Source organism: Cupriavidus sp. UYPR2.512, assembly GCF_000379565.1.
Taxonomy (GTDB): domain Bacteria; phylum Pseudomonadota; class Gammaproteobacteria; order Burkholderiales; family Burkholderiaceae; genus Cupriavidus.
This window is the reverse complement of sequence record NZ_KB902965.1, coordinates 31630-51187: the sequence shown is the minus strand read 5'-3', so window position 1 is coordinate 51187 and position 19558 is coordinate 31630. Positions and strand designations below refer to the sequence as shown.

Genomic DNA, 19558 nt, shown 5'->3' with positions numbered 1-19558 from the left:
GAACCCCAACGTATTCCAGCCACGATGACGCTTGCCACCCATCCCGCCCGTGCCTTCATGCCGTATCCGGAGATTGCCGTCCCGCACGCCGCCAGCGGCCCGCTGCAGGGCCTGAGCTTTGCCGTGAAGGACCTGTTCGACGTCGCTGGCTATCCGACCGGCGGCGGCAACCCGCACGTGCTGGCGCGCTCGGGCATCAAGGCCGCGACCGCGCCGGCGGTGCAGCGGCTGCTGGATGCCGGCGCCGCCTTCGTCGGCAAGACCCACACCGACGAGCTGGCCTTCTCCATGAACGGCCAGAACGCCCACTATGGCCGCCCGGTCAACGGCGCGGCGCCGGAACGCATCACCGGCGGCTCGTCGTCGGGCTCGGCGTCGGCGGTATCGAACGGGCTGTGCGACTTCGCGCTGGGCTCCGACACCGGCGGCTCGGTGCGCGCGCCGGCCAGCCATTGCGGCCTGTTCGGCATCCGGCCCACGCACGGGCGTATTTCGCTGGAGCGCTGCCTGCCGCTGTCCGAGAGCCTGGATACCTGCGGCTTTTTTGCGCGCGACATCGGCACCTTCGCGCGCGTGGCCGAGGTGTTGTTCGGCGCGGACCCGGCGCCGCTGCCGGCCGCGCCGCGGCTGCTGTCCGCGTCAGACCTGTTCGGCCAGCCGGCCCCGGAGGCCCGCGACGCGCTGGCGCCAGCTGTCGCCAGGATCGAAGCCGCGCTGGGCCGCGCCGCGCCGGTCACGATGGCCGACCGGCCGCTGTCCGAGCTGTGGTGGGCGTTCCGCTACGTGCAGGGCTGGGAGGCGTGGCACAGCGACGGCGAACTGATCGAGCAACACGGGCTGGAGCTGGGTGCCGATGTCGCGGCACGCTTCGCCTTCTCGAAGGCCGTCACCCGCAGCCAGTTCGAGCAAGCCAGCGCCGTGCGCCGCGACTTCACCGCACACCTGGGCCGGCTGCTGGGGCAGGACGGCGTGCTGGTGCTGCCGACCATGCCCGATATCGCGCCGCTGCGCGCCGAGCCGGTCGAGTCGCTGGAGACCTACCGCAACCTCGCCGCCCAGACGCTGTGCCTGACGCCGCTGAGCGGCTTCCCGCAGCTGAACCTGCCGCTGGCCGGCCGCGACGGCGCGCCGCTCGGGATCTCGCTGCTGGGGCCGGCGGGCAGCGACCGCAGCCTGGTGGCACTGGCGCAGGAGATCATGGCGCACCAGGCGTGACGCGGAGAGCCCTCCTGGCGCCTGCGCCCCTGGTCGTCAGGCCGCCAAGGCTCCCGGCCCATCTTCCGGCCGCCTGACGCGGAACCACGCGGCGTACAGCGCCGGCAGGAACAGCAGCGTCAGCACCGTGGCAATGATCAGCCCGCCCATGATCGCCACCGCCATCGGCCCCCAGAACATCGAGCGCGACAGCGGGATCATCGCCAGCACCGCCGCGGCGGCGGTCAGGATGATCGGGCGGAAGCGGCGCACCGCGGCTTCGACGATGGCGGTCCACTGCGGCACGCCGGCGCTGACGTCCTGCTCGATCTGGTCGACCAGGATCACCGAGTTACGGATGATCATGCCCAGCAGCGCGGTGATGCCCAGTTGCGCCACAAACCCCATCGGCGCGCGCAGCAGCAACAGCGTGGCGGCGGCGCCGATCAGGCCCAGCGGGCCGGTCAGGAATACCATGGTCGCGCGCGAGAAGCTGTGCAGTTGCAGCATCAGCAGCGTGAAGATGATGAAGATGCACAGCGGCAGCTGCGCCGCGATGGAGGCGCCGGCCTTGCCGCTCTCTTCTTCCGCGCCGGCCACGGTGATGCGGTAGCCCGGCGGCAGTTGCGCGCGCAGCTTGTCGAGTTTCGGGTTGATCTGCGCGGTCACCGTCGGGCCCTGGATGCCGTCGACCACATCGGACTGCACGGTCACGCCGAAGTCGCGGTTCTCGCGCCACACCACGCCCGGCTCCGAGCGCAGCGTCACGCGCGCCACCTGCGTCAGCGGCACCATGCGCCCGGTGTTGGCCGGCACCAGCATGTTGTTCAGGTCCGAGATCGCATCGCGCTCATTGCGCGGGGTGCGCATCAGGATGTCGATCAGCTTGTCGCCGTCGCGGTACTGGCCCACCGGCACGCCGCTCAGCACGGTCTGCGTGACGCGGGCGATGGCATTGGTGGTCACGCCCAGTGCGCGCGCCTTGTCCTGGTCGATCTCCAGGCGCAGCATCTTGACGTTCTCATTCCAGTTGTCGTTGACCCCGACGGTGTTGGGGTTGGCGCGCATCTCGGCCTTGATCTGGTCGGCCAGCTGGCGCACCCCGGCGGCGTCCGGCCCGATCACGCGGAACTGCACCGGATAGGCCACCGGCGGCCCGTTGGGCAACAGCTTGACGCGGCCGCGCAGGTACGGGAACTCGGCATCCATCAGCTTGATGATGCGGCGGCGCAGCGCGTCGCGCACCTCGGTGCTGACCGGCATCACGATCACCTGCGCCACGTTGGTCTGCGGGAAGATCTGGTCCAGCGGCAGGTAGAAGCGCGGCGCGCCGGTGCCGACAAAGGTGGTCAGGCTCTCGACCTCCTTGTCCTTGCCGACCAGCTGCTCAAAGCGCCTGGCCTCTATTTCCATCTGGGCAAAGCTGGTGCCCTCGGGCATCCACAGCTCCACCATCAGCTCGGGGCGGCTGGAATCCGGGAAGAACTGCTTCTCGACAAACTTGAAGGCGTAGATGCCCAGCGCAAAGGCCGCCAGCGTGATCGCGATCACCACCTTGCGCCAGGTCACGCACCAGTCCACCAGCCGGCGGAAGCGCGCATAGAACGGCGTGTCGAAGATCTCGTGGGCCTCGCCCGCGCCCGGGCCGCGGGTCTTGAGCAGCAGGTAGCCCAGGTAGGGCGTGAAATAGACCGCCGCCAGCCACGACAGCACCAGTGCCAGCGCCGTCACCGCAAAGATCGCGAAGGTATATTCGCCCACCGTCGAGCGCGCCAGGCCCACCGGCAGGAAGCCGGCCGCGGTGATCAGCGTGCCGGTCAGCATCGGCATCGCGGTGGAGGTATAGGCGAAAGTCGCCGCCTCCATCTTGGAGAAGCCCTCTTCCAGCTTGCGCACCATCATCTCGACCGCAATGATGGCGTCATCCACCAGCAGCCCCAGCGCCACGATCAGCGCCCCGAGCGAGATCTTGTGCAGGCCGATGCCGAAGATATGCATGAACAGGAAGGTCACGGCCAGCACCAGCGGGATCGTCAGCGCCACCACCAGCCCGGGACGCACGTCCAGCCGCAAGGGCCGCGTATGCAGGCCCAGCGCGATGAAGCTGACCGCCAGCACGATCACCACCGCCTCGATCAGCACGCGCACGAACTCGCCGACCGAACGCTTGACGGCTTGCGGCTGGTCCTGCACCTGGTCCATCTCGATGCCTACCGGCAGCTGGCCGCGCAGCTGGCCAAAGGCCGCGCGCAGGTTCTTGCCCAGCTCGATGATGTCGCCGCCCTTCTGCATCGAAATGCCCAGCCCGATCACGTCCTTGCCGTTGAAGCGCATGCGGGTCTGGGTCGGGTCGACATAGCCGCGGTAGACGTGCGCGATGTCGCCCAGGCGGATATTGGCGATGCCGTTGGGCCCGCGCAGCACCAGGTTCTCCAGGTCTTCCACGCTGGCGAACTGGCCCGACAGGCGCACCTGCAGGTTGTCGGTCGGGGCGACCAGCACGCCGCTGCCGGTCAGGTTGTTCTGCTGCGAGATCTGGTCGGCGATGGCGTTGATATCCAGCCCCAACTGGGCAAAGCGCGCCTGGTTGAACTCGATGAAGACCTTCTCGTCCTGCAGGCCGATCAGCGACACCTTGGCCACCGACGGCACGCGCAGCAGTTCCTGGCGCACCAGGTCGGCGTACTCGCGCAGCTCCTTGTAGTTGAAGCCGTCGGCCGAGAGCGCGTAGATGGTGCCGTACACGTCGCCAAACTCATCATTGAAGAACGGCCCGCGCACGCCCGCGGGCAGCGTCTGCTGGATATCGCCGATCTTCTTGCGCACCGTGTACCAGATCTGCGCGGTCTCCTTGGCCGGCGAGGTGTCCTTGAGCTGGAAGATCACCGTGGTCTCGCCCGGCTTGGAAAAGCTGCGGATCTTGTCCGCATAGGGCACTTCCTGCAGCTGGCGCTCGATCTTGTCCGTCACCTGGACGGCAATCTGCTCGGCGGTGGCGCCGGGCCAGAAGGCCTGCACCACCATCACGCGGAAGGTAAAGGGCGGATCCTCATCCTGGCCCAGCTGGAAGAACGCCAGCATGCCGCCAAGCAGCAGCACCACCAGCAGGTAGCGCGTCAGCGGCTGGTGCTCGAGCGCCCAGCGCGACAGGTTGAAGCGGGAATGGTCCATCCGCTCACCCCTGCCTCGGGGTGGCGGCCGGTGCCGATGCCGGGGCCGAAGCAGGTCCTGCCGCAGGCGCGACCGTCTGCAGCGGGCGCACCTTCTGGCCCGCGCGCAGCAGGTGCACCCCGGCGGTGACGATGGTCTGGCCCGGGGCCAGGCCCTGGCGCACCTCCACCTCGTTGCCGATGGCCTCGCCCAGCGTCACCGGCACCGGCTTGACCGTGCCGGCTGCGGCGTCATAGATCCAGACCTGGTTGCGGCCCTGCTCCTGCAGCAGCGCGGTCAGCGGCACCCGGATGGCCGGGGTGGCGCCGGTGCGCATGAAGGTCACCACTGCGGTCATGCCGAGCTTGAGGTCGGCGGGCGGATTCGGCACCGTCACGCGGGTGGCATAGGTGCGGGTGACCGGGTCGGCCGCCGCGGCAATCTCGCGCACGCGGCCAGGCAGCGTGCGCTGCGGCTCGGCCCAGGTATGGATGGTCACGTCGGTAATGCCGCGCAGCAGGTCGACCTGGTCTTCGGGCAGGCCGATGGCGACTTCCTTCTCTGCCGTCTGCGCCACGCGCACCACCGGCTGGCCAGGCGTCACCACCTGGCCCACCTCGGCATCGATCGCCGTGACCACACCGTCCGCGTCGGCATGCAGGACCGAATAGCCGGTCTGGTTGGACTGGCTGCGCAGCCCGGCCTGGGCCTGGCGCAGCCGCGATTCGGCGGCGTCGTAGTTGGCCTGGCGCCGGTGCTGCTCGGCAGCGCTGATAAAGCCTCTGGCGAACAGGTCGTTGTAGCGCTTCAGGTCGGCGGCGGCCAGGTCGCGGTCAGTCTTCGCGGCCTCGAACTGGGCGCGCGAGCCGGCCTCGGCCAGCGACAGGTCGGTGGGATCAAGGCGCGCCAGCGGCTGGCCCTTGCTGACCACCGCGCCCACATCGACCAGCCTGGCGGCAATCTTGCCCCCCACGCGGAAGCCCAGCCGCGACTCCACGCGCGGGCGCACGTCGCCGGAGAACTCGAAGGCGGTCTTGCCGTTGTGCGGGCTCAGCTGCATCAGGCGCACCGGGCGGACCTCCGGCGCCGGCTCGGCCTTCTTGCCACAGCCGGCCAGGGCCAGCAGGCTGGCCGTCAAAAGTGCGGCTACGATCATGCCTCGACCGAGGTGGCGCGGCGGCATCGTAACGACAGGGGTATCTGCAGCCGCAACTTCCGGCACTTGGCAAAGCACTGGCATCGGTAGGCAACGAGTCGGTTGGAAACAACTGACAAGACTGGCCGGTGACCGCAATCCCCCGCGCCCGGGAGGTCGTCGGGGCCGTCGGAATGGCCGCAGGCAGCCGGCATTGGCAATAAATAACTTGCCGGTCAGTAATATAGCGATCGCCCCCGGGTGCGTCAAACGGCAGGCGACGAAACGGCTGGAATGAAGACTCAGCTGCCGTTCCGGGCCGGTGGACTGGGCCGACAGGCGTCGGCATGCGCGACCATACCCTGCCCAGCGCGATGCTACAATCCGCCGCGCCGCTGGCGCTTCCCCCCACATCTTCGACCCGAGACCGGCGTGACGCCCGATCAGTATTGCCAAGAGAAAGTCGCCCAGAGCGGCTCGAGCTTCTATTACAGCTTCCTGTTCCTGCCCGCCGAGCGCCGCCGCGCCATCACCGCGCTGTACGCCTGGTGCCGCGAAGTCGACGACGTGGTCGACGACACCCATGACGCGGGCCTGGCCCACCAGCAACTGGACTGGTGGCGCGCCGAACTGCGCCGCCTGTTCGAGGGCGAGCCGACCCATCCGACCACCAAGGCCCTGCAGCCGCATGTGCGCAGCGCCGGCCTGCCCCAGGGCGAGATGTCCGAAGTGCTGGAAGGCATGGAAATGGACCTGACCCAGACCCGCTACCTGGACGAGGCCGCCCTGAACCGATACTGCCATTGCGTGGCCGGCGTGGTCGGCACACTCAGCGCGCGGCTGTTCGGCTATACCGACCCGCAGACGCTGGCATTTGCCGAGAAGCTTGGCCAGTCGCTGCAACTGGTCAATATCCTGCGCGACGTCGGCGAGGACGCGCGGCGCGGGCGCATCTACCTGCCGGTCAATACGCTGCAGCAGTTCCAGGTCCCCGCATCCGAGATCCTGAAGGGCCAGCATTCCGAGCGCTTTGTCGCGCTGATGCAGTACCACGCCGGCCGTGCCCGCGCGCTGTACCATGAGGCACTGGCGCTGCTGCCGAAGCAGGACCGCCGCGCCCAGCGTGCCGGCCTGCTGATGGGCGCGATCTACCACGCGCTGCTCGACGAGCTGGAAGCCAGCCAGTTCCAGGTGCTGAACCAGCGCATCGCGCTGACCCCGCTGCGCAAGCTGTGGATTGCCTGGAAGACCTGGTTGCGCAACAGCTAGTTCTGCTCCTTTTTCCTGACCGCCCCACCCCAAGCCGTACCGCCATGACGCAGACCTCAGCTTCCCTCGGCGACGCTATTCTCGCCCACGCCGACCAGCTCGCCCGTTTCTCCGACATGGAAGGCGGCCTCACCTGCGCCTACCTGACCCCGGCCCATCGCGCCGCGCAGGCCCGGCTTGCGCAATGGATGGAGGCGGCCGGCATGCAGGTGCGGATCGACGCCATCGGCAACGTCATCGGCCGTTATGCGGCCGACCCGGCCGTGCCCGGCGCGCGCGTGCTGATGACCGGCTCGCACTTCGACACCGTGCGCAATGGCGGGCGCTATGACGGCCGGCTTGGCATCCTGCTGCCGATCGCCGTGGTCGGCGCGCTCAACCAGGCCGGCATCCGCCTGCCCTATCACTTTGAAGTGGTGGGGTTCGCCGAAGAGGAAGGCCTGCGCTTCAAGACCAGCTTCCTGGCCAGCAGCGTGCTGGCTGGCCGCTTCGATCCCGCCCTGCTGGAGCGCCAGGACGCGGACGGCATCACGCTGCGCGAGGCGCTGGCGGCATCGGACCTGCCCGGCGCGGGCGATCGGCAGGCCCTGCGCGCCGCGGCGGTCGATCCGGCGTCGCTGCTGGGTTTTGTCGAGGTGCATATCGAGCAGGGCCCGGTGCTGCTGCACCACGGCCTGCCGCTGGGCGTGGTCACGCAGATCGCGGGCAGCAGCCGCTTTGCGGTGCGGGTCGAAGGCCTGGCCAGCCACGCCGGCACCACGCCGATGGGCATGCGCCGCGACGCCGCCGCCGGCGCGGCGGAGATGATCCTGCTGGTGGAGCAGCGCTGCGCGGCGGCGCCGACGCTGGTCGGCACGGTGGGTCAGCTGCAGGTGCCCAACGGGTCGAGCAATGTCATCCCGGCGGCCTGCACCTTCTCGATGGATATTCGCGCCGGCGAGGATGGCATCCGCGAGGCCGCCATCGCCGACATCGTGGCCGGCATCGGCCAGATCGCGGCACGGCGCGGGCTGGCCGCCCAGGTGGAGCGCGTGCCCCCGGTCAACAACGCGCCGTGCGCGCGCTGGCTGATGGACCAGTTCGGGGCGGTGCTGAAGAAGCGCGGGCTGCAGGCCTTCGAGCTGCCCTCCGGCGCCGGCCATGACGCCATGATGATGCAGCGCATCACCGACGTGGCCATGCTGTTCGTGCGTTGCGGCAACGGCGGCATCAGCCACAACCCGCAGGAAACCATCACGGCAGAGGATGCCCAGCTGGCGGCGGAGGTCTTCGTGGATTTCCTGCGGCACTTCCAGCCACGTGGCTAAGCGCCACAGTGGCGTACCATGGGGGGCGCGGCACGATAAGAACGGATCAGCCGCCCTGGTAGATATCGCGCCCGAAGTCGTAGAGGTTCTTGCGCAGCTTGCGGCGCTCGTCCGGCGACAGGCGCGAGCCGCCGCGTTCGTCCCCGCGCCGGCGCTCGGCGTCGCGCTGCTCGGCGCGATGGCGCTCGGCGCGGGCCCGCGCCTCGCGCTGGCTGTTGCCGGGATCGCTGGCCTGGGTCGACGGATGGCGCTTGAGCAGGTTGCCCATGCCGGCCGATTGTGCCTGCACCGTCCCGGCCGGAATGCACAGCGCCAGCACGGCCAGCGCCAGCACAATGCAGGCGCCGGCGATACCATGCTGCGGAAGCCCGTGCCGGGTTCGGTTCACTTTCATTGATAATGGCGATCTTGGCTTCGGGAAAAGCAGTCTTTGGGACCGACTGGATAGCCTGCCCTGAAGCCGGGAATTCCGGTACCCCGTCCGGCGCCGCACCCTCTGCAAGCATCGCGCCAGCGCGGGCGAGGCAGGCTGGGCGAGGCAGTGGTACGTCTGGTGCAAAAGCGTGGAAATCTGCCGCGCATGGTGCCCAAAAAGACGGATTGCGCAGTGTAATCGCACGATTGGTGCACACTGCCATACCACGGGGTAAAGTATGTAACGTTTTGTTAAGCCATTTTGAGCGAAAGCGATAGTCGCTAAGATACCGCCATGGAAAATACCAGCCACAAGATTCTTGTCGTCGACGATGACCCGCGTCTGCGCGATTTGCTGCGCCGCTATCTGGGCGAACAGGGTTTCACCGTGCTGGTGGCGGAAAACGCCACCGCGATGAACAAGCTCTGGCTGCGCGAGCGTTTCGACCTGCTGGTGCTGGACCTGATGATGCCGGGCGAAGACGGCCTGTCGATCTGCCGCCGGCTGCGCGGGGCCAATGACCAGACCCCGATCATCATGCTCACCGCCAAGGGCGAGGACGTGGACCGCATCGTCGGGCTGGAGATGGGCGCCGACGACTACCTGCCCAAGCCGTTCAATCCGCGCGAGCTGATCGCGCGCATCCACGCGGTGCTGCGCCGCAAAGGCCCGGCCGAAGTGCCCGGCGCCCCCTCGGAAACGCCAGAGACCTTCGCCTTCGGCGACTTCGTGCTGAACCTGGCCACGCGCACGCTGACCAAGAACGACGAGGAAATCACGCTGACCACCGGCGAGTTCTCCGTCCTCAAGGTATTCGCCCGCCATCCGCGCCAGCCGCTGTCGCGCGAGAAGCTGATGGAAATGGCGCGCGGCCGCGAATACGAAGTGTTCGACCGCAGCCTGGACGTGCAGATTTCGCGCCTGCGCAAGCTGATCGAGCCGGACCCCAGCAACCCACGTTTTATCCAGACGGTGTGGGGCCTGGGCTACGTCTTCATCCCCGATGGCGTGAAATAGCCGATTACGGCCGCTGTTCCTATCGTGGCGACCGTTATCGGTAGAACCGCAACGCGGTTCTTTGGTTCGCTGTTCTGGCGGACCTTCATGCTTATCGCCCTGCTGCTGGCGATTTCGCTGGGCATCTGGTTCCAGAGCTACCGGCTGTTCGAACGCGCCCCGCGCGCGCAGCAGATCGCCATGCAGGTGGTCAGCGTGGTCAAGCTCACGCGGGCCGCGCTGCTCTACTCCGACCCGGCGCGGCGGCGCTTCCTGCTGCTCGACCTGGTGCAGAACGAAGGCATCAAGGTCTATCCGCGCGAGAAGGACGACGACTTCGCCGCGCCCACCGCCAACCCGTTCCTGACCACCCTGGTGCAGCAGGAGATCCGCAGCCGCCTGGGCGAGGACACGGTGCTGGCCACCACCGTCAACGACATTCCCGGCGTGTGGGTCAGCTTCGAGATCGAGGGCGACGACTACTGGGTGGCGATCAGCCCGGAGCGCTTCGAGCGCGTGCCCGGCATCCAGTGGCTGTGGTGGAGCATTGCCGCGCTGCTGCTGTCGATCATCGGCGCGGCTTTTATCACCGCGCGCGTCAACTACCCGCTCAAGCGGCTGGCCAACGCCGCCCGCGCCATCGGCGCCGGCGGCGACCCGCCGCCGCTGCCCGAGCACGGCGCCAGCGAGGTGGCACTGGCCAACCACAGCTTCAACCAGATGGTGCGCGACCTGCGCCAGCTCGACGACGACCGCGTAGTGATGCTGGCCGGCATCTCGCACGACCTGCGCACGCCGCTGACGCGGCTGCGCCTGGAAACCGAGATGTCGCCGATGGACACCGTCACGCGCGACGCCATGATCGCCGACATCGAACAGATGGACGCGATCATCGGCCAGTTCCTCAACTACGCGCGGCCGCCGTTGGAAACCGTGGAGCCGGTGGACCTGTCGGCGCTGGTGCACGATGCGGTGGGCGTCTACGCCGCGCATGACGACGTGCGCGTGCACGTGCGCGCCAATGAGCCGGTGATGGCCGTGGCCAACCGCATGGAAGTGCAGCGCATCCTGGACAACCTGGTCGAGAACGCGCGCCGCTATGCCAAGGACGAGCTGAGCGGCATGGCCGTGGTTGAGATCTCCACGCAGGTGGACGACAAGGAAGCCGTGCTGACCGTGGCCGACCACGGCAACGGCGTGCCCGACGGCCAGCTGTCGCTGCTCACGCGTCCCTTCTACCGGCTCGACGCCGCGCGCAGCGAGGCCAAGGGCGCCGGGCTGGGCATGTCTATCGTCAACCGCATCATGCAGCGCAACGGCGGCCGGCTGCTGCTGGCCAACCGCGCCGCCCCGGCCACGGGGCTGGTGGTCAGCGCGTGCTTCCGGCGCGCCTGAGGGTCACCTGAGCGCGCGCGATCCCCGGCGCCTTGACAGGTTTTCGACAGCCTTTGATAGGCTTCTGAAAGGCATTTGACAGGGCAATGACAGGGGCTCGGCGCACACTGGCCCCCGTCATCAGGCCCGCGGCGATCCCTCCCCCTCATGGCGCGGCCCGCGCGCGCCTGGCTGACTTCTCCGAAATAATCATGCCGCCGGCCCGACCGGCGGTGACTGAGAGACAGCCATGTCAGATACCTCCACAGCCACCTCCGGCTCGCAGCACGGGTTCCGCACCGTGTTCCGCGTCGTCAGCGGCAACTTCCTGGAAATGTACGACTTCATGGTGTACGGCTTCTACGCCGCCGCCATTGCGAAGACGTTCTTCCCGAGTGGCAACGAGTTCGCCTCGCTGATGCTTTCGCTCGCCACCTTCGGCGTGGGCTTCCTGATGCGGCCGCTGGGCGCGATCGTGCTGGGCGCCTATATCGACCGCCACGGCCGCCGCAAGGGCCTGATCATGACGCTGGCGCTGATGGCCCTGGGCACGCTGCTGATCGCCTGCGTGCCGGGCTATGCCTCCATCGGCGTGGCAGCGCCGATGCTGGTGCTGGCCGGGCGCCTGTTGCAGGGCTTTTCCGCCGGTGTCGAACTGGGCGGGGTCTCGGTCTACCTGTCCGAGATCGCCAAGCCGGGCCGCAAGGGCTTCTACGTCGCATGGCAGTCGGGCAGTCAGCAGGTGGCGGTGATCTTCGCCGGACTGCTCGGCGTGATCCTGCACGCCACGCTGGCGCCGGCGCAGATGGATGAATGGGGCTGGCGCATCCCCTTCCTGGTTGGCTGCCTGATCGTGCCGTTCCTGTTCCTGATCCGCCGCTCACTGGAAGAGACCGAAGCCTTCAAAGCGCGCAAGCACCGCCCCGCCATCAGCGAGATCTACCGCTCGATGCTGGACAACTGGCGCATCATCCTGGCCGGCTGCATGATGGTGGTGATGACCACGGTGTCGTTCTACATGATCACGGCGTACACGCCGACCTTCGGCAGGACCGTGCTGAAGCTGGACGATGTCGACAACCTCATCGTCACCATGTGCGTGGGCCTGTCCAACTTTATCTGGCTGCCGCTGATGGGTGCGCTGTCGGACCGCATCGGGCGCAAGCCGCTGCTGGTGTTCTTCACCGTGGCGACGCTGCTGACTGCCTACCCCGCCGTGTCGTGGCTGGTGGCCGAGCCGTCGTTCTCGCGGCTGCTGATGGTGGAGTTGTGGCTGTCGTTCCTGTACGGCAGCTATAACGGCGCCATGGTGGTGGCGCTGACCGAGATCATGCCGCCCGCGGTGCGCACCACCGGCTTCTCGCTGGCGTACAGCCTGGCGACCGCGCTGTTCGGCGGCTTCACGCCGGCGATCTCGACCTACCTGATCCACGCCACCGGCAACAAGGCGGCACCGGGACTGTGGCTGATGTTCGCCGCCATGTGCGGGCTGGTCGCCACGCTGGTGATCTTCCGTGCGCGCCGCGCGGAGCCGGCCATGCAAGCGGCCTGAACATGGTGGGTTGAACTCGCCGCAATCGTCACCAAGTTGCCATAAGCGGGCTCATCGCGCATGGCATACTTGCCCTTCCGCATCGAGGCCGCGTGGCAGGCGCCGCGCCGCTGCGCATGCCGGGATTCGCTCCGTGCGTCACATGCTTTGCCTATCGGGCTGTTTGAGAATATCAATTAGCCCGGCGCCGGATGATGACGCATAATCACGTTTTGTCGCGGTGCATTGCAGCAAAGTCTAGTACCGGTCCCACGCCGGCCGTGCTGCAACCGTACCGCTCTCATTGCAACCGTATCAGGAGAAGTCTATGAAGACCGTTGGTGACAAGCTCGAAGCCTTCCACGTCGTCGGTGTCAAGCCGGGTTTCAACAATCACGAAGAGAACGGCCAGTCGGCTTTCGAAGACATCACCGAAAAGTCGTTCGAAGGCAAGTGGAAGATCATCTACTTCTACCCGAAGGACTTCACCTTCGTCTGCCCGACTGAAATCGTTGCCTTCGCCAAGCTGAACGGCGACTTCGCCGACCGCGACGCGATCGTGCTGGGCGGCTCGACCGACAACGAGTTCGTCAAGCTGGCATGGCGCCGCGAACACAAGGACCTGAACAAGCTGGACCAGTGGCAATTCGCCGACGTGACCGGTTCGCTGATCGACCAGCTGGGCGTGCGTGACCACGCTGCCGGCGTTGCCCTGCGCGCGACCTTCATCGTCGACCCGGACAACGTGATCCAGCACGTATCGGTGAACAACCTGAACGTGGGCCGCAATCCGGAAGAAGTCCTGCGCATCCTGGACGGTCTGCAAACGGACGAACTGTGCCCGTGCAACCGTGCCGTTGGTGGCGCCACGCTGTAATTTGCTGCCAGTCGCCAGACACCGTGGCGATCCGCGGAGGGCCCCGCCCTCCGCTTCAAAACCCGCTTGCGCGGGTTTTTTGGGCCCCGATCGATAGGAGAAATAAATGGAATTCCTCAGCACGATTAAGAATTGCATCCCCGATTACGCCAAGGACATCCGCCTGAACGTGGACGGCACCATCGCGCGCTCTTCGCTGGAAGGCAACGATGCGGTGGGCGTGGCGCTGGCGGCGGCTTTCGCGGCGCAGAGCAAGGTGCTGGTGGATGCCATCCGCAATGCCGGCGTGCTGTCGCCCGAGGAAACCAACGGCGCGCTGACCGCAGCCGCGCTGATGGGCATGAACAACACCTGGTACCCGTACGTCGAAATGGCCGACGATCCGGACCTGGCCACGCAGCCGGCCGGCCTGCGCATGAACGCCTATGCCACGCATGGCGGTGTGGACAAGCGCCGTTTCGAGATGTACGCGCTGGCCGCCTCGATCGTGGGCAAGTGCCACTTCTGTGTGAAATCGCACTACCAGCTGCTGAAGAATGAACAAGGCATGAGTGCGCAGCAACTGCGCGATGTCGGCCGCATTGCCGCCGTGATCGTGGCCGCCGCCAACGTGATCGCCGTGCAGTAAGCCCGGCCACAGCGCACCCCCGCGCCCGGCCACGAGCCCCGTAGCACAGCAGCCGGCAGCTTCCCATCAGGAATTGCCGGCTGTTCTCATCCTGCAACCGCTCTGCGCCAAGGCTGCACACGTGCGGCGATCGGCCTACAATCCAGGCAGGATACGCACTTACAGCCTGCCATGACCCTGCCTTCGCCGACTTCCCCCCGCTTCCACTACCGCCTCGCGGCGGTGCACGACTGGGGCGACATCGCCGCCGTCACGCAACAAGCCTACGGGCAATACGAGCTAGCCATCATGGAAGACTGCCGCGCCTCGTTCCAGCGCGGCATGCAGGCGGTGCTGGCGACCAGCAATCCGGATATGGAATGGTGGGTGGCGGAGACCGATCACGGCATCATGGGCGCCGTGCTGTTCTGCCATCCGGGCGCCACGCTGCCGGCACTCGACGGCAGCACCATCACCCTGACCCAGCCGGAAGCGCGGCTGCTGTCGGTCAGCCCGCAGGCGCGGGGCCTGGGCCTGGGCCGCACGCTGATGCAGATCTGCATCCAGCGCGCGCGCGATATCGGCGCGTCCATGCTGGTGGTGCGCACCATGCCGGAAATGGCCTCGGCCAACCGGCTGTGCCAGCAGATGGGCTTCACCAAGCGCACCGAAGCCGGTGCGCGCGCGGGTGCAATGGCCCGCCTGATCGACTACACCTACGCCATCCCGCCGGAAGACGCCGCGGCACCAGACGCCGCGCGGCCCTGATCAGTCCTGCGCGTCGCCCACCGAGGCACGCCAGAGCAGCACCGCGGCCTGCGCCACGATGCCTTCCTGGCGCCCTTCGAAGCCCAGCTTCTCGTTGGTCTTGGCCTTGACGTTGCAGCGTCCGCGCGCAATCGCCAGGTCTTGCGCCAGGTTGGCCACCATCGCGCCGATATGCGGCGCCAGCTTGGGCGCCTGCGCGATCACGGTGGCATCCACATTGCCGATTTCATAGCCCGCCTCGCGCACGCGGCGCGCGGCCTCGCGTAGCAGCACGCGGCTGTCGGCGCCGGCGAACTGCGCGTCGGTGTCGGGGAAATGGCGGCCGATATCGCCCAACGCGGCCGCGCCGAAGAGCGCGTCGGTGACCGCGTGCAGCAGCGCGTCCGCATCGGAGTGGCCCAGCAAGCCGCGGTCGTGCGGGATCTCGACCCCGCCCAGGATCAGTTTGCGGCCGGGCACCAGCGCGTGGACGTCGTAGCCCTGTCCCACCCGGATATCGAAAGGCATCATGCGGTCAGGCTCCTTTGCCGTCGTTGCCCAGCAGCACTTCGGCCAGCGCGAAGTCCTCCGGGTAAGTCACCTTGAAATTGCGCAGCGAGCCGTTGACCAGCCGCGGATGCAGCCCCAGGCGCTCGATCGCGCTGGCCTCGTCGGTTACCACCGCGCCGGCCGCCATGGCGTCCTGCAGCGCCTGGCGCAGCACGCCCAGGCGGAACATCTGCGGCGTCTGCGCCTGCCACAGCCCCTCGCGCGGCACTGTGGCGCCGATGCGGGCGTCGTCCTGGGCGCGCTTGAGCGTGTCGGGCACCGGCACCGCCAGGATGCCGCCGATGGCGGCGTCCGGGTCGTCGTCGCCATCGCTTTCCACCGCGCGGACCAGCGCGTGGATCATCGCGGGGGTCAGGCCCGGGCGCGCGGCATCGTGCACCAGCACCCAGTCGCTGTCGGTCGCGCCCAGTTGCGCCAGGTGGTGCAGCCCGGCCAGCACCGAGGCATGGCGGGTATCGCCGCCGACAAAGGCGGTATCGAAGCGCAGCCCGGCAAAAGCCGCCGCGCCGAAGCGCGATTCCAGCGGCATGTCGTCGGGCGCCAGCACCAGTGCGGTGGCGTTGATGGCGTCGCACGCCGAAAACGCCGCCAGCGCGTACCAGATCATCGGCCGGCCGGCCACGGTCTGGTATTGCTTGGGGACGGCGCCGCCGGCGCGGCTGCCGGTACCGGCACAGGGAATCAGGGCAAAGCGGCGAGCGGACACAGGATCGGCGTGGAGTGAAAGAGGCGCGGGCGCCTGCTGGCCAGCATGGCCAGCGGGACAACCGGTGCGCATTCTATAATACGGCCCTTGCCCGTCGCCATGCCGCGCCATTCCGCATTGACGCGTGCCCGGCAGGCGCCACGGGCCGTTGAGGTCCCCTGCTCCGACCCCCGCCCGCAATGCCGGCGGGGTGTCGTCGTTTTGAACGCTTCGCTGCCGACATGCCTGACGCCACGCCCGCCTTCCCCTTTGTCAACCTGCCGCTGGTCAAGCCGGGGCTGCGCCACAGCGTGGCCGGCCTGCGCGGCTCGGCCGATGCGCTGGCTGTGGCCGCGTACGCACGCCAGCACCGCGAGCGCGCGCCGATGCTGGCCGTGGTGTGCTCCCACGCGGTCGATGCCCAGCGCCTGGCCGAGGAAATCCCCTGGTTCGCGCCCGAGCTGCGCGTGCGCCTGCTGCCCGACTGGGAAACCCTGCCCTACGACAGCTTCTCGCCGCACCAGGACCTGGTGTCCGAGCGCCTGGCCACGCTGCACGACATCCAGACCGGGCAATGTGACGTGATGCTGGTGCCGGCCACCACCGCGCTGTACCGCTTGGCGCCACCGGCATTCCTGGCGGCATACACCTTCTTCTTCAAGCAGGGCGAGCGCCTGGACGAGAACGCGCTCAAGGCCCAGTTCACGCTGGCCGGCTACGAGCACGTCAGCGCCGTGATGCGCCCCGGCGAATACAGCGTGCGCGGCGGCCTGATCGACCTGTACCCGATGGGCTCGGCGCTGCCGTACCGGATCGACCTGTTCGGCGATGAGATCGAGACCATCCGCGCCTTCGACCCCGACACCCAGCGCAGCCTGTACCCGGTCAAGGAAGTGCGGCTGCTGCCCGGGCGCGAGTTCCCGCTCGACGAAGCCGCGCGCACCGCCTTCCGCGGCCGCTGGCGCGAGGTGTTCGAAGGCGACCCGACCAAGTCGCCGATCTACAAGGACATCGGCAACGGCGTGCCGTCGGCCGGCATCGAGTACTACCTGCCGCTGTTCTTCGAGCACAGCGCCACCGTGTTCGACTACCTGCCCGCCAATACGCAGCTCGCCTTTGCCGGCAACGTCGACGAGGCCATCCGCCGCTTCTGGGCCGACACCACGCAGCGCTACAACTTCATGCGGCACGACCGCGAGCGCCCGCTGCTGCCGCCCGCGGACCTGTTCCTGTCCGAGGAGCAGTTCTTCGTCGCCGCCAAGCCGATGGCACGGCTGGTGCTGCAGGCCGAAGCCAATGCGGACCAGCCGGCGTTCTCGGCCATCCTGCCCGACGTCTCGGTCAACCGCCGCGCCGAAGACCCGCTGGTCAATCTGGAAGCGCTGTTGCTCGATAAAGAGACCCGCGTGCTGATGTGCGCCGACTCGGCCGGGCGGCGCGAGACGCTGCTGCAGCTCTTTGCCGAAAGCGGCCTGCGCCCGCAGCCGGTGGACGACTTTGCCGCGTTCCTGGCCGGCGAAGCGCATTTCTCGATCGCGGTGGCGCCGCTGCAGAGCGGCTTTGCGCTGCCGCAGGGGCAAATCGCCTTTGTCACCGAGGCCGAGCTGTACGCCGGCACCGCGCGCCGCACCGGGCGCCGCAAGCAGGAGCAGGCCTCCGCCGTCGACTCGATGGTGCGCGACCTGGCCGAGCTGAAGATCGGCGACCCGGTAGTGCACAGCGAGCACGGCATCGGCCGCTACCAGGGCCTGGTGACCCTCGATATGGGCCAGGGCGACGAGGAATTCCTGCATCTGGACTATGACAAGGGCAGCAAGCTGTATGTGCCGGTGCACCAGCTGCATGTGATCTCGCGCTATTCCGGCGCCGATCCCGATACCGCGCCGCTGCACCACCTGGGCTCGGGCCAGTGGGACAAGGCCAAGCGCCGCGCCGCCCAGCAGATCCGCGACACCGCCGCCGAGCTGCTCAACCTGTACGCGCGCCGCGCCGCGCGCGAGGGCTTTGCCTTCCCGCTCTCGCCCAAGGACTACGAGACCTTTGCCGAAAGCTTCGGCTTCGAGGAAACGCCGGACCAGGCCGCCGCAATTGCCGCGGTGATCGCCGACATGACCTCGGGCAAGCCGATGGACCGGCTGGTCTGCGGCGACGTCGGCTTCGGCAAGACCGAGGTGGCGCTGCGCGCGGCCTTTGTCGCGGTGCTGGGCGGCAAGCAGGTGGCGATGCTGGCGCCGACCACGCTGCTGGCCGAGCAGCACTTCCAGACGCTGTCCGACCGCTTTGCCGAATGGCCGGTGCGCATCGTCGAGCTGTCGCGCTTCAAGACCAAGAAGGAGATCGACGCGGCCATCAAGCAGATCAACGAAGGCACCGTCGACATCGTCATCGGCACGCACAAGATCTTGTCCGACCAGGTCAGGTTCGAGCGCCTGGGCCTGGTCATCATCGACGAGGAACACCGCTTCGGCGTGCGCCAGAAGGAAGCGCTGAAGACGCTGCGCGCCGAGGTCGACGTGCTGACCCTGACCGCCACGCCGATCCCGCGCACGCTGGGCATGGCGCTGGAGGGCCTGCGCGACTTCTCGGTGATCGCGACCGCGCCGCAGAAGCGGCTGGCGATCAAGACCTTCGTGCGGCGCGAGGAAGACGGCGTGATCCGCGAGGCCATCCTGCGCGAGCTCAAGCGCGGCGGCCAGGTCTACTTCCTGCACAACGAGGTCGAGACCATCGAGAACAAGCGCGCGCGGCTGGCCGAGCTGGTGCCCGAAGCGCGCATTGCCGTCGCACACGGCCAGATGCACGAGCGCGAGCTGGAACGCGTGATGCGCGACTTCGTTGCGCGCCGCGACAACATCCTGCTGTGCACCACCATCATCGAGACCGGCATCGACGTGCCGACCGCCAACACCATCCTGATCCACCGCTCAGACAAGTTCGGCCTGGCGCAGCTGCACCAGCTGCGCGGCCGGGTCGGGCGCTCGCACCACCAGGCCTATGCCTACCTGCTGGTGCATGATGTCGAAGGCCTGACCAGGCAGGCGCAGCGCCGGCTCGAAGCGATCCAGCAGATGGAGGAACTGGGCTCGGGCTTCTACCTGGCCATGCACGACCTGGAAATCCGCGGCGCGGGCGAGGTGCTGGGCGACAAGCAGTCGGGCGAGATCCACGAGATCGGGTTCCAGCTGTATACGGACATGCTCAACGCCGCGGTCAAGGCGCTCAAGGCCGGCAAGGAGCCCGACCTGATGGCGCCGCTGGCCGCCACCACCGAGATCAACCTGGGCACGCCGGCGCTGCTGCCCAACGACTACTGCGCCGACGTGCACGAACGCCTGTCGCTGTACAAGCGGCTGGCCAACTGCGAGACCGCGGAGCGTGTCGACGATATCCAGGAAGAGCTGATCGACCGTTTCGGCCGCCTGCCGGACCAGGCGCAGGCGCTGGTGGAAACGCACCGGCTGCGCATCGCCGCCGCACCGCTGGGCGTGCGCAAGATCGACGCGGGCGATGCCACCATCAGCGTGCAGTTCGTGCCCAACCCGCCGATCGACGCGATGCGCATCATCGACCTGGTGCAGAAGAACCGCCACATCAAGCTGGCCGGGCAGGACAAGCTGCGCATCGAGGCCAAGATGCCGGACGTGGCGGTGCGCGCGCAGACCATCAAGCATACGTTGCGGCAACTGGCGTAGGCGTCATGG

General features: G+C 67.9%; 15 protein-coding genes. 10 read left to right on the top strand and 5 right to left on the bottom strand.

Features of this window, described 5'->3' with window-relative positions; genetic code table 11:
• The first annotated feature begins 24 nt into the window (after positions 1 to 24).
• Positions 25 to 1215: an amidase gene (locus A3A5_RS0115245; protein WP_018311427.1), complete on the top strand. Its 1191-nt coding sequence runs from the start codon at positions 25 to 27 to the stop codon at positions 1213 to 1215.
• Between the two features lie 36 nt (positions 1216 to 1251).
• On the opposite strand, the gene A3A5_RS0115240 is transcribed toward A3A5_RS0115245, so the two are convergent.
• Both A3A5_RS0115240 and A3A5_RS0115235 read right to left on the bottom strand, forming a co-directional pair.
• Complete coding sequence (locus A3A5_RS0115240; protein ID WP_018311426.1) at positions 1252 to 4365, bottom strand: efflux RND transporter permease subunit; 3114 nt, start codon at positions 4363 to 4365, stop codon at positions 1252 to 1254.
• A 4-nt stretch (positions 4366 to 4369) separates the two neighbouring features.
• Positions 4370 to 5584, bottom strand: a complete 1215-nt coding sequence (locus A3A5_RS0115235) for an efflux RND transporter periplasmic adaptor subunit (protein WP_026200804.1) — start codon at positions 5582 to 5584, stop codon at positions 4370 to 4372.
• Positions 5585 to 5911: 327 nt separating this feature from the next.
• On the opposite strand from A3A5_RS0115235, the gene hpnD reads away from it, so the two are divergent.
• Entirely contained in the window at positions 5912 to 6748 is an 837-nt protein-coding gene (gene hpnD, locus A3A5_RS0115230) for a presqualene diphosphate synthase HpnD (protein ID WP_018311424.1), read from the top strand.
• Between the two features lie 44 nt (positions 6749 to 6792).
• A complete protein-coding gene (locus A3A5_RS0115225; RefSeq protein ID WP_026200803.1) occupies positions 6793 to 8055 on the top strand; it encodes a Zn-dependent hydrolase in 1263 nt (420 codons plus the stop codon).
• A gap of 46 nt (positions 8056 to 8101) precedes the next feature.
• On the opposite strand, the gene A3A5_RS0115220 is transcribed toward A3A5_RS0115225, so the two are convergent.
• Positions 8102 to 8449, bottom strand: coding sequence for a hypothetical protein (locus tag A3A5_RS0115220; RefSeq protein ID WP_018311422.1), 348 nt, complete (start codon positions 8447 to 8449; stop codon positions 8102 to 8104).
• A gap of 315 nt (positions 8450 to 8764) precedes the next feature.
• Here A3A5_RS0115220 and ompR point away from each other — a divergent pair, with 315 nt between their 5' ends.
• The 6 genes from ompR to A3A5_RS0115190 all read left to right on the top strand — a co-directional run bounded on the left by ompR (position 8765) and on the right by A3A5_RS0115190 (position 14623).
• Positions 8765 to 9487 (top strand): two-component system response regulator OmpR, encoded by a 723-nt coding sequence (ompR, locus tag A3A5_RS0115215; RefSeq protein ID WP_010810107.1) that lies wholly within the window; start codon positions 8765 to 8767, stop codon positions 9485 to 9487.
• 24 nt (positions 9488 to 9511) lie between these two features.
• Positions 9512 to 10861, top strand: a complete 1350-nt coding sequence (locus tag A3A5_RS0115210) for an ATP-binding protein (RefSeq protein ID WP_035812651.1) — start codon at positions 9512 to 9514, stop codon at positions 10859 to 10861.
• 229 nt (positions 10862 to 11090) lie between these two features.
• Positions 11091 to 12392, top strand: coding sequence for an MFS transporter (locus A3A5_RS0115205; protein WP_018311420.1), 1302 nt, complete (start codon positions 11091 to 11093; stop codon positions 12390 to 12392).
• Positions 12393 to 12699: 307 nt separating this feature from the next.
• Positions 12700 to 13248: a peroxiredoxin gene (locus tag A3A5_RS0115200; protein ID WP_018311419.1), complete on the top strand. Its 549-nt coding sequence runs from the start codon at positions 12700 to 12702 to the stop codon at positions 13246 to 13248.
• Between the two features lie 106 nt (positions 13249 to 13354).
• Positions 13355 to 13876: a carboxymuconolactone decarboxylase family protein gene (locus A3A5_RS0115195; RefSeq protein ID WP_018311418.1), complete on the top strand. Its 522-nt coding sequence runs from the start codon at positions 13355 to 13357 to the stop codon at positions 13874 to 13876.
• A 171-nt stretch (positions 13877 to 14047) separates the two neighbouring features.
• The gene (locus tag A3A5_RS0115190; RefSeq protein WP_018311417.1) at positions 14048 to 14623 is read left to right on the top strand and encodes a GNAT family N-acetyltransferase; all 576 of its coding nucleotides are present in this window, start codon (positions 14048 to 14050) and stop codon (positions 14621 to 14623) included.
• Here A3A5_RS0115190 and ispF read toward each other — a convergent pair whose 3' ends face one another.
• Positions 14624 to 15133, bottom strand: coding sequence for a 2-C-methyl-D-erythritol 2,4-cyclodiphosphate synthase (gene ispF, locus A3A5_RS0115185; protein WP_018311416.1), 510 nt, complete (start codon positions 15131 to 15133; stop codon positions 14624 to 14626).
• A 4-nt stretch (positions 15134 to 15137) separates the two neighbouring features.
• Positions 15138 to 15950 (bottom strand): 2-C-methyl-D-erythritol 4-phosphate cytidylyltransferase, encoded by an 813-nt coding sequence (gene ispD / locus A3A5_RS0115180; protein ID WP_157637229.1) that lies wholly within the window; start codon positions 15948 to 15950, stop codon positions 15138 to 15140.
• A gap of 149 nt (positions 15951 to 16099) precedes the next feature.
• On the opposite strand from ispD, the gene mfd reads away from it, so the two are divergent.
• Positions 16100 to 19549 carry a transcription-repair coupling factor gene (gene mfd / locus A3A5_RS0115175; RefSeq protein ID WP_018311414.1) on the top strand — a complete coding sequence of 1150 codons (3450 nt, stop codon included), beginning with the start codon at positions 16100 to 16102 and terminating at the stop codon, positions 19547 to 19549.
• The last annotated feature ends 9 nt before the right edge of the window (positions 19550 to 19558 follow it).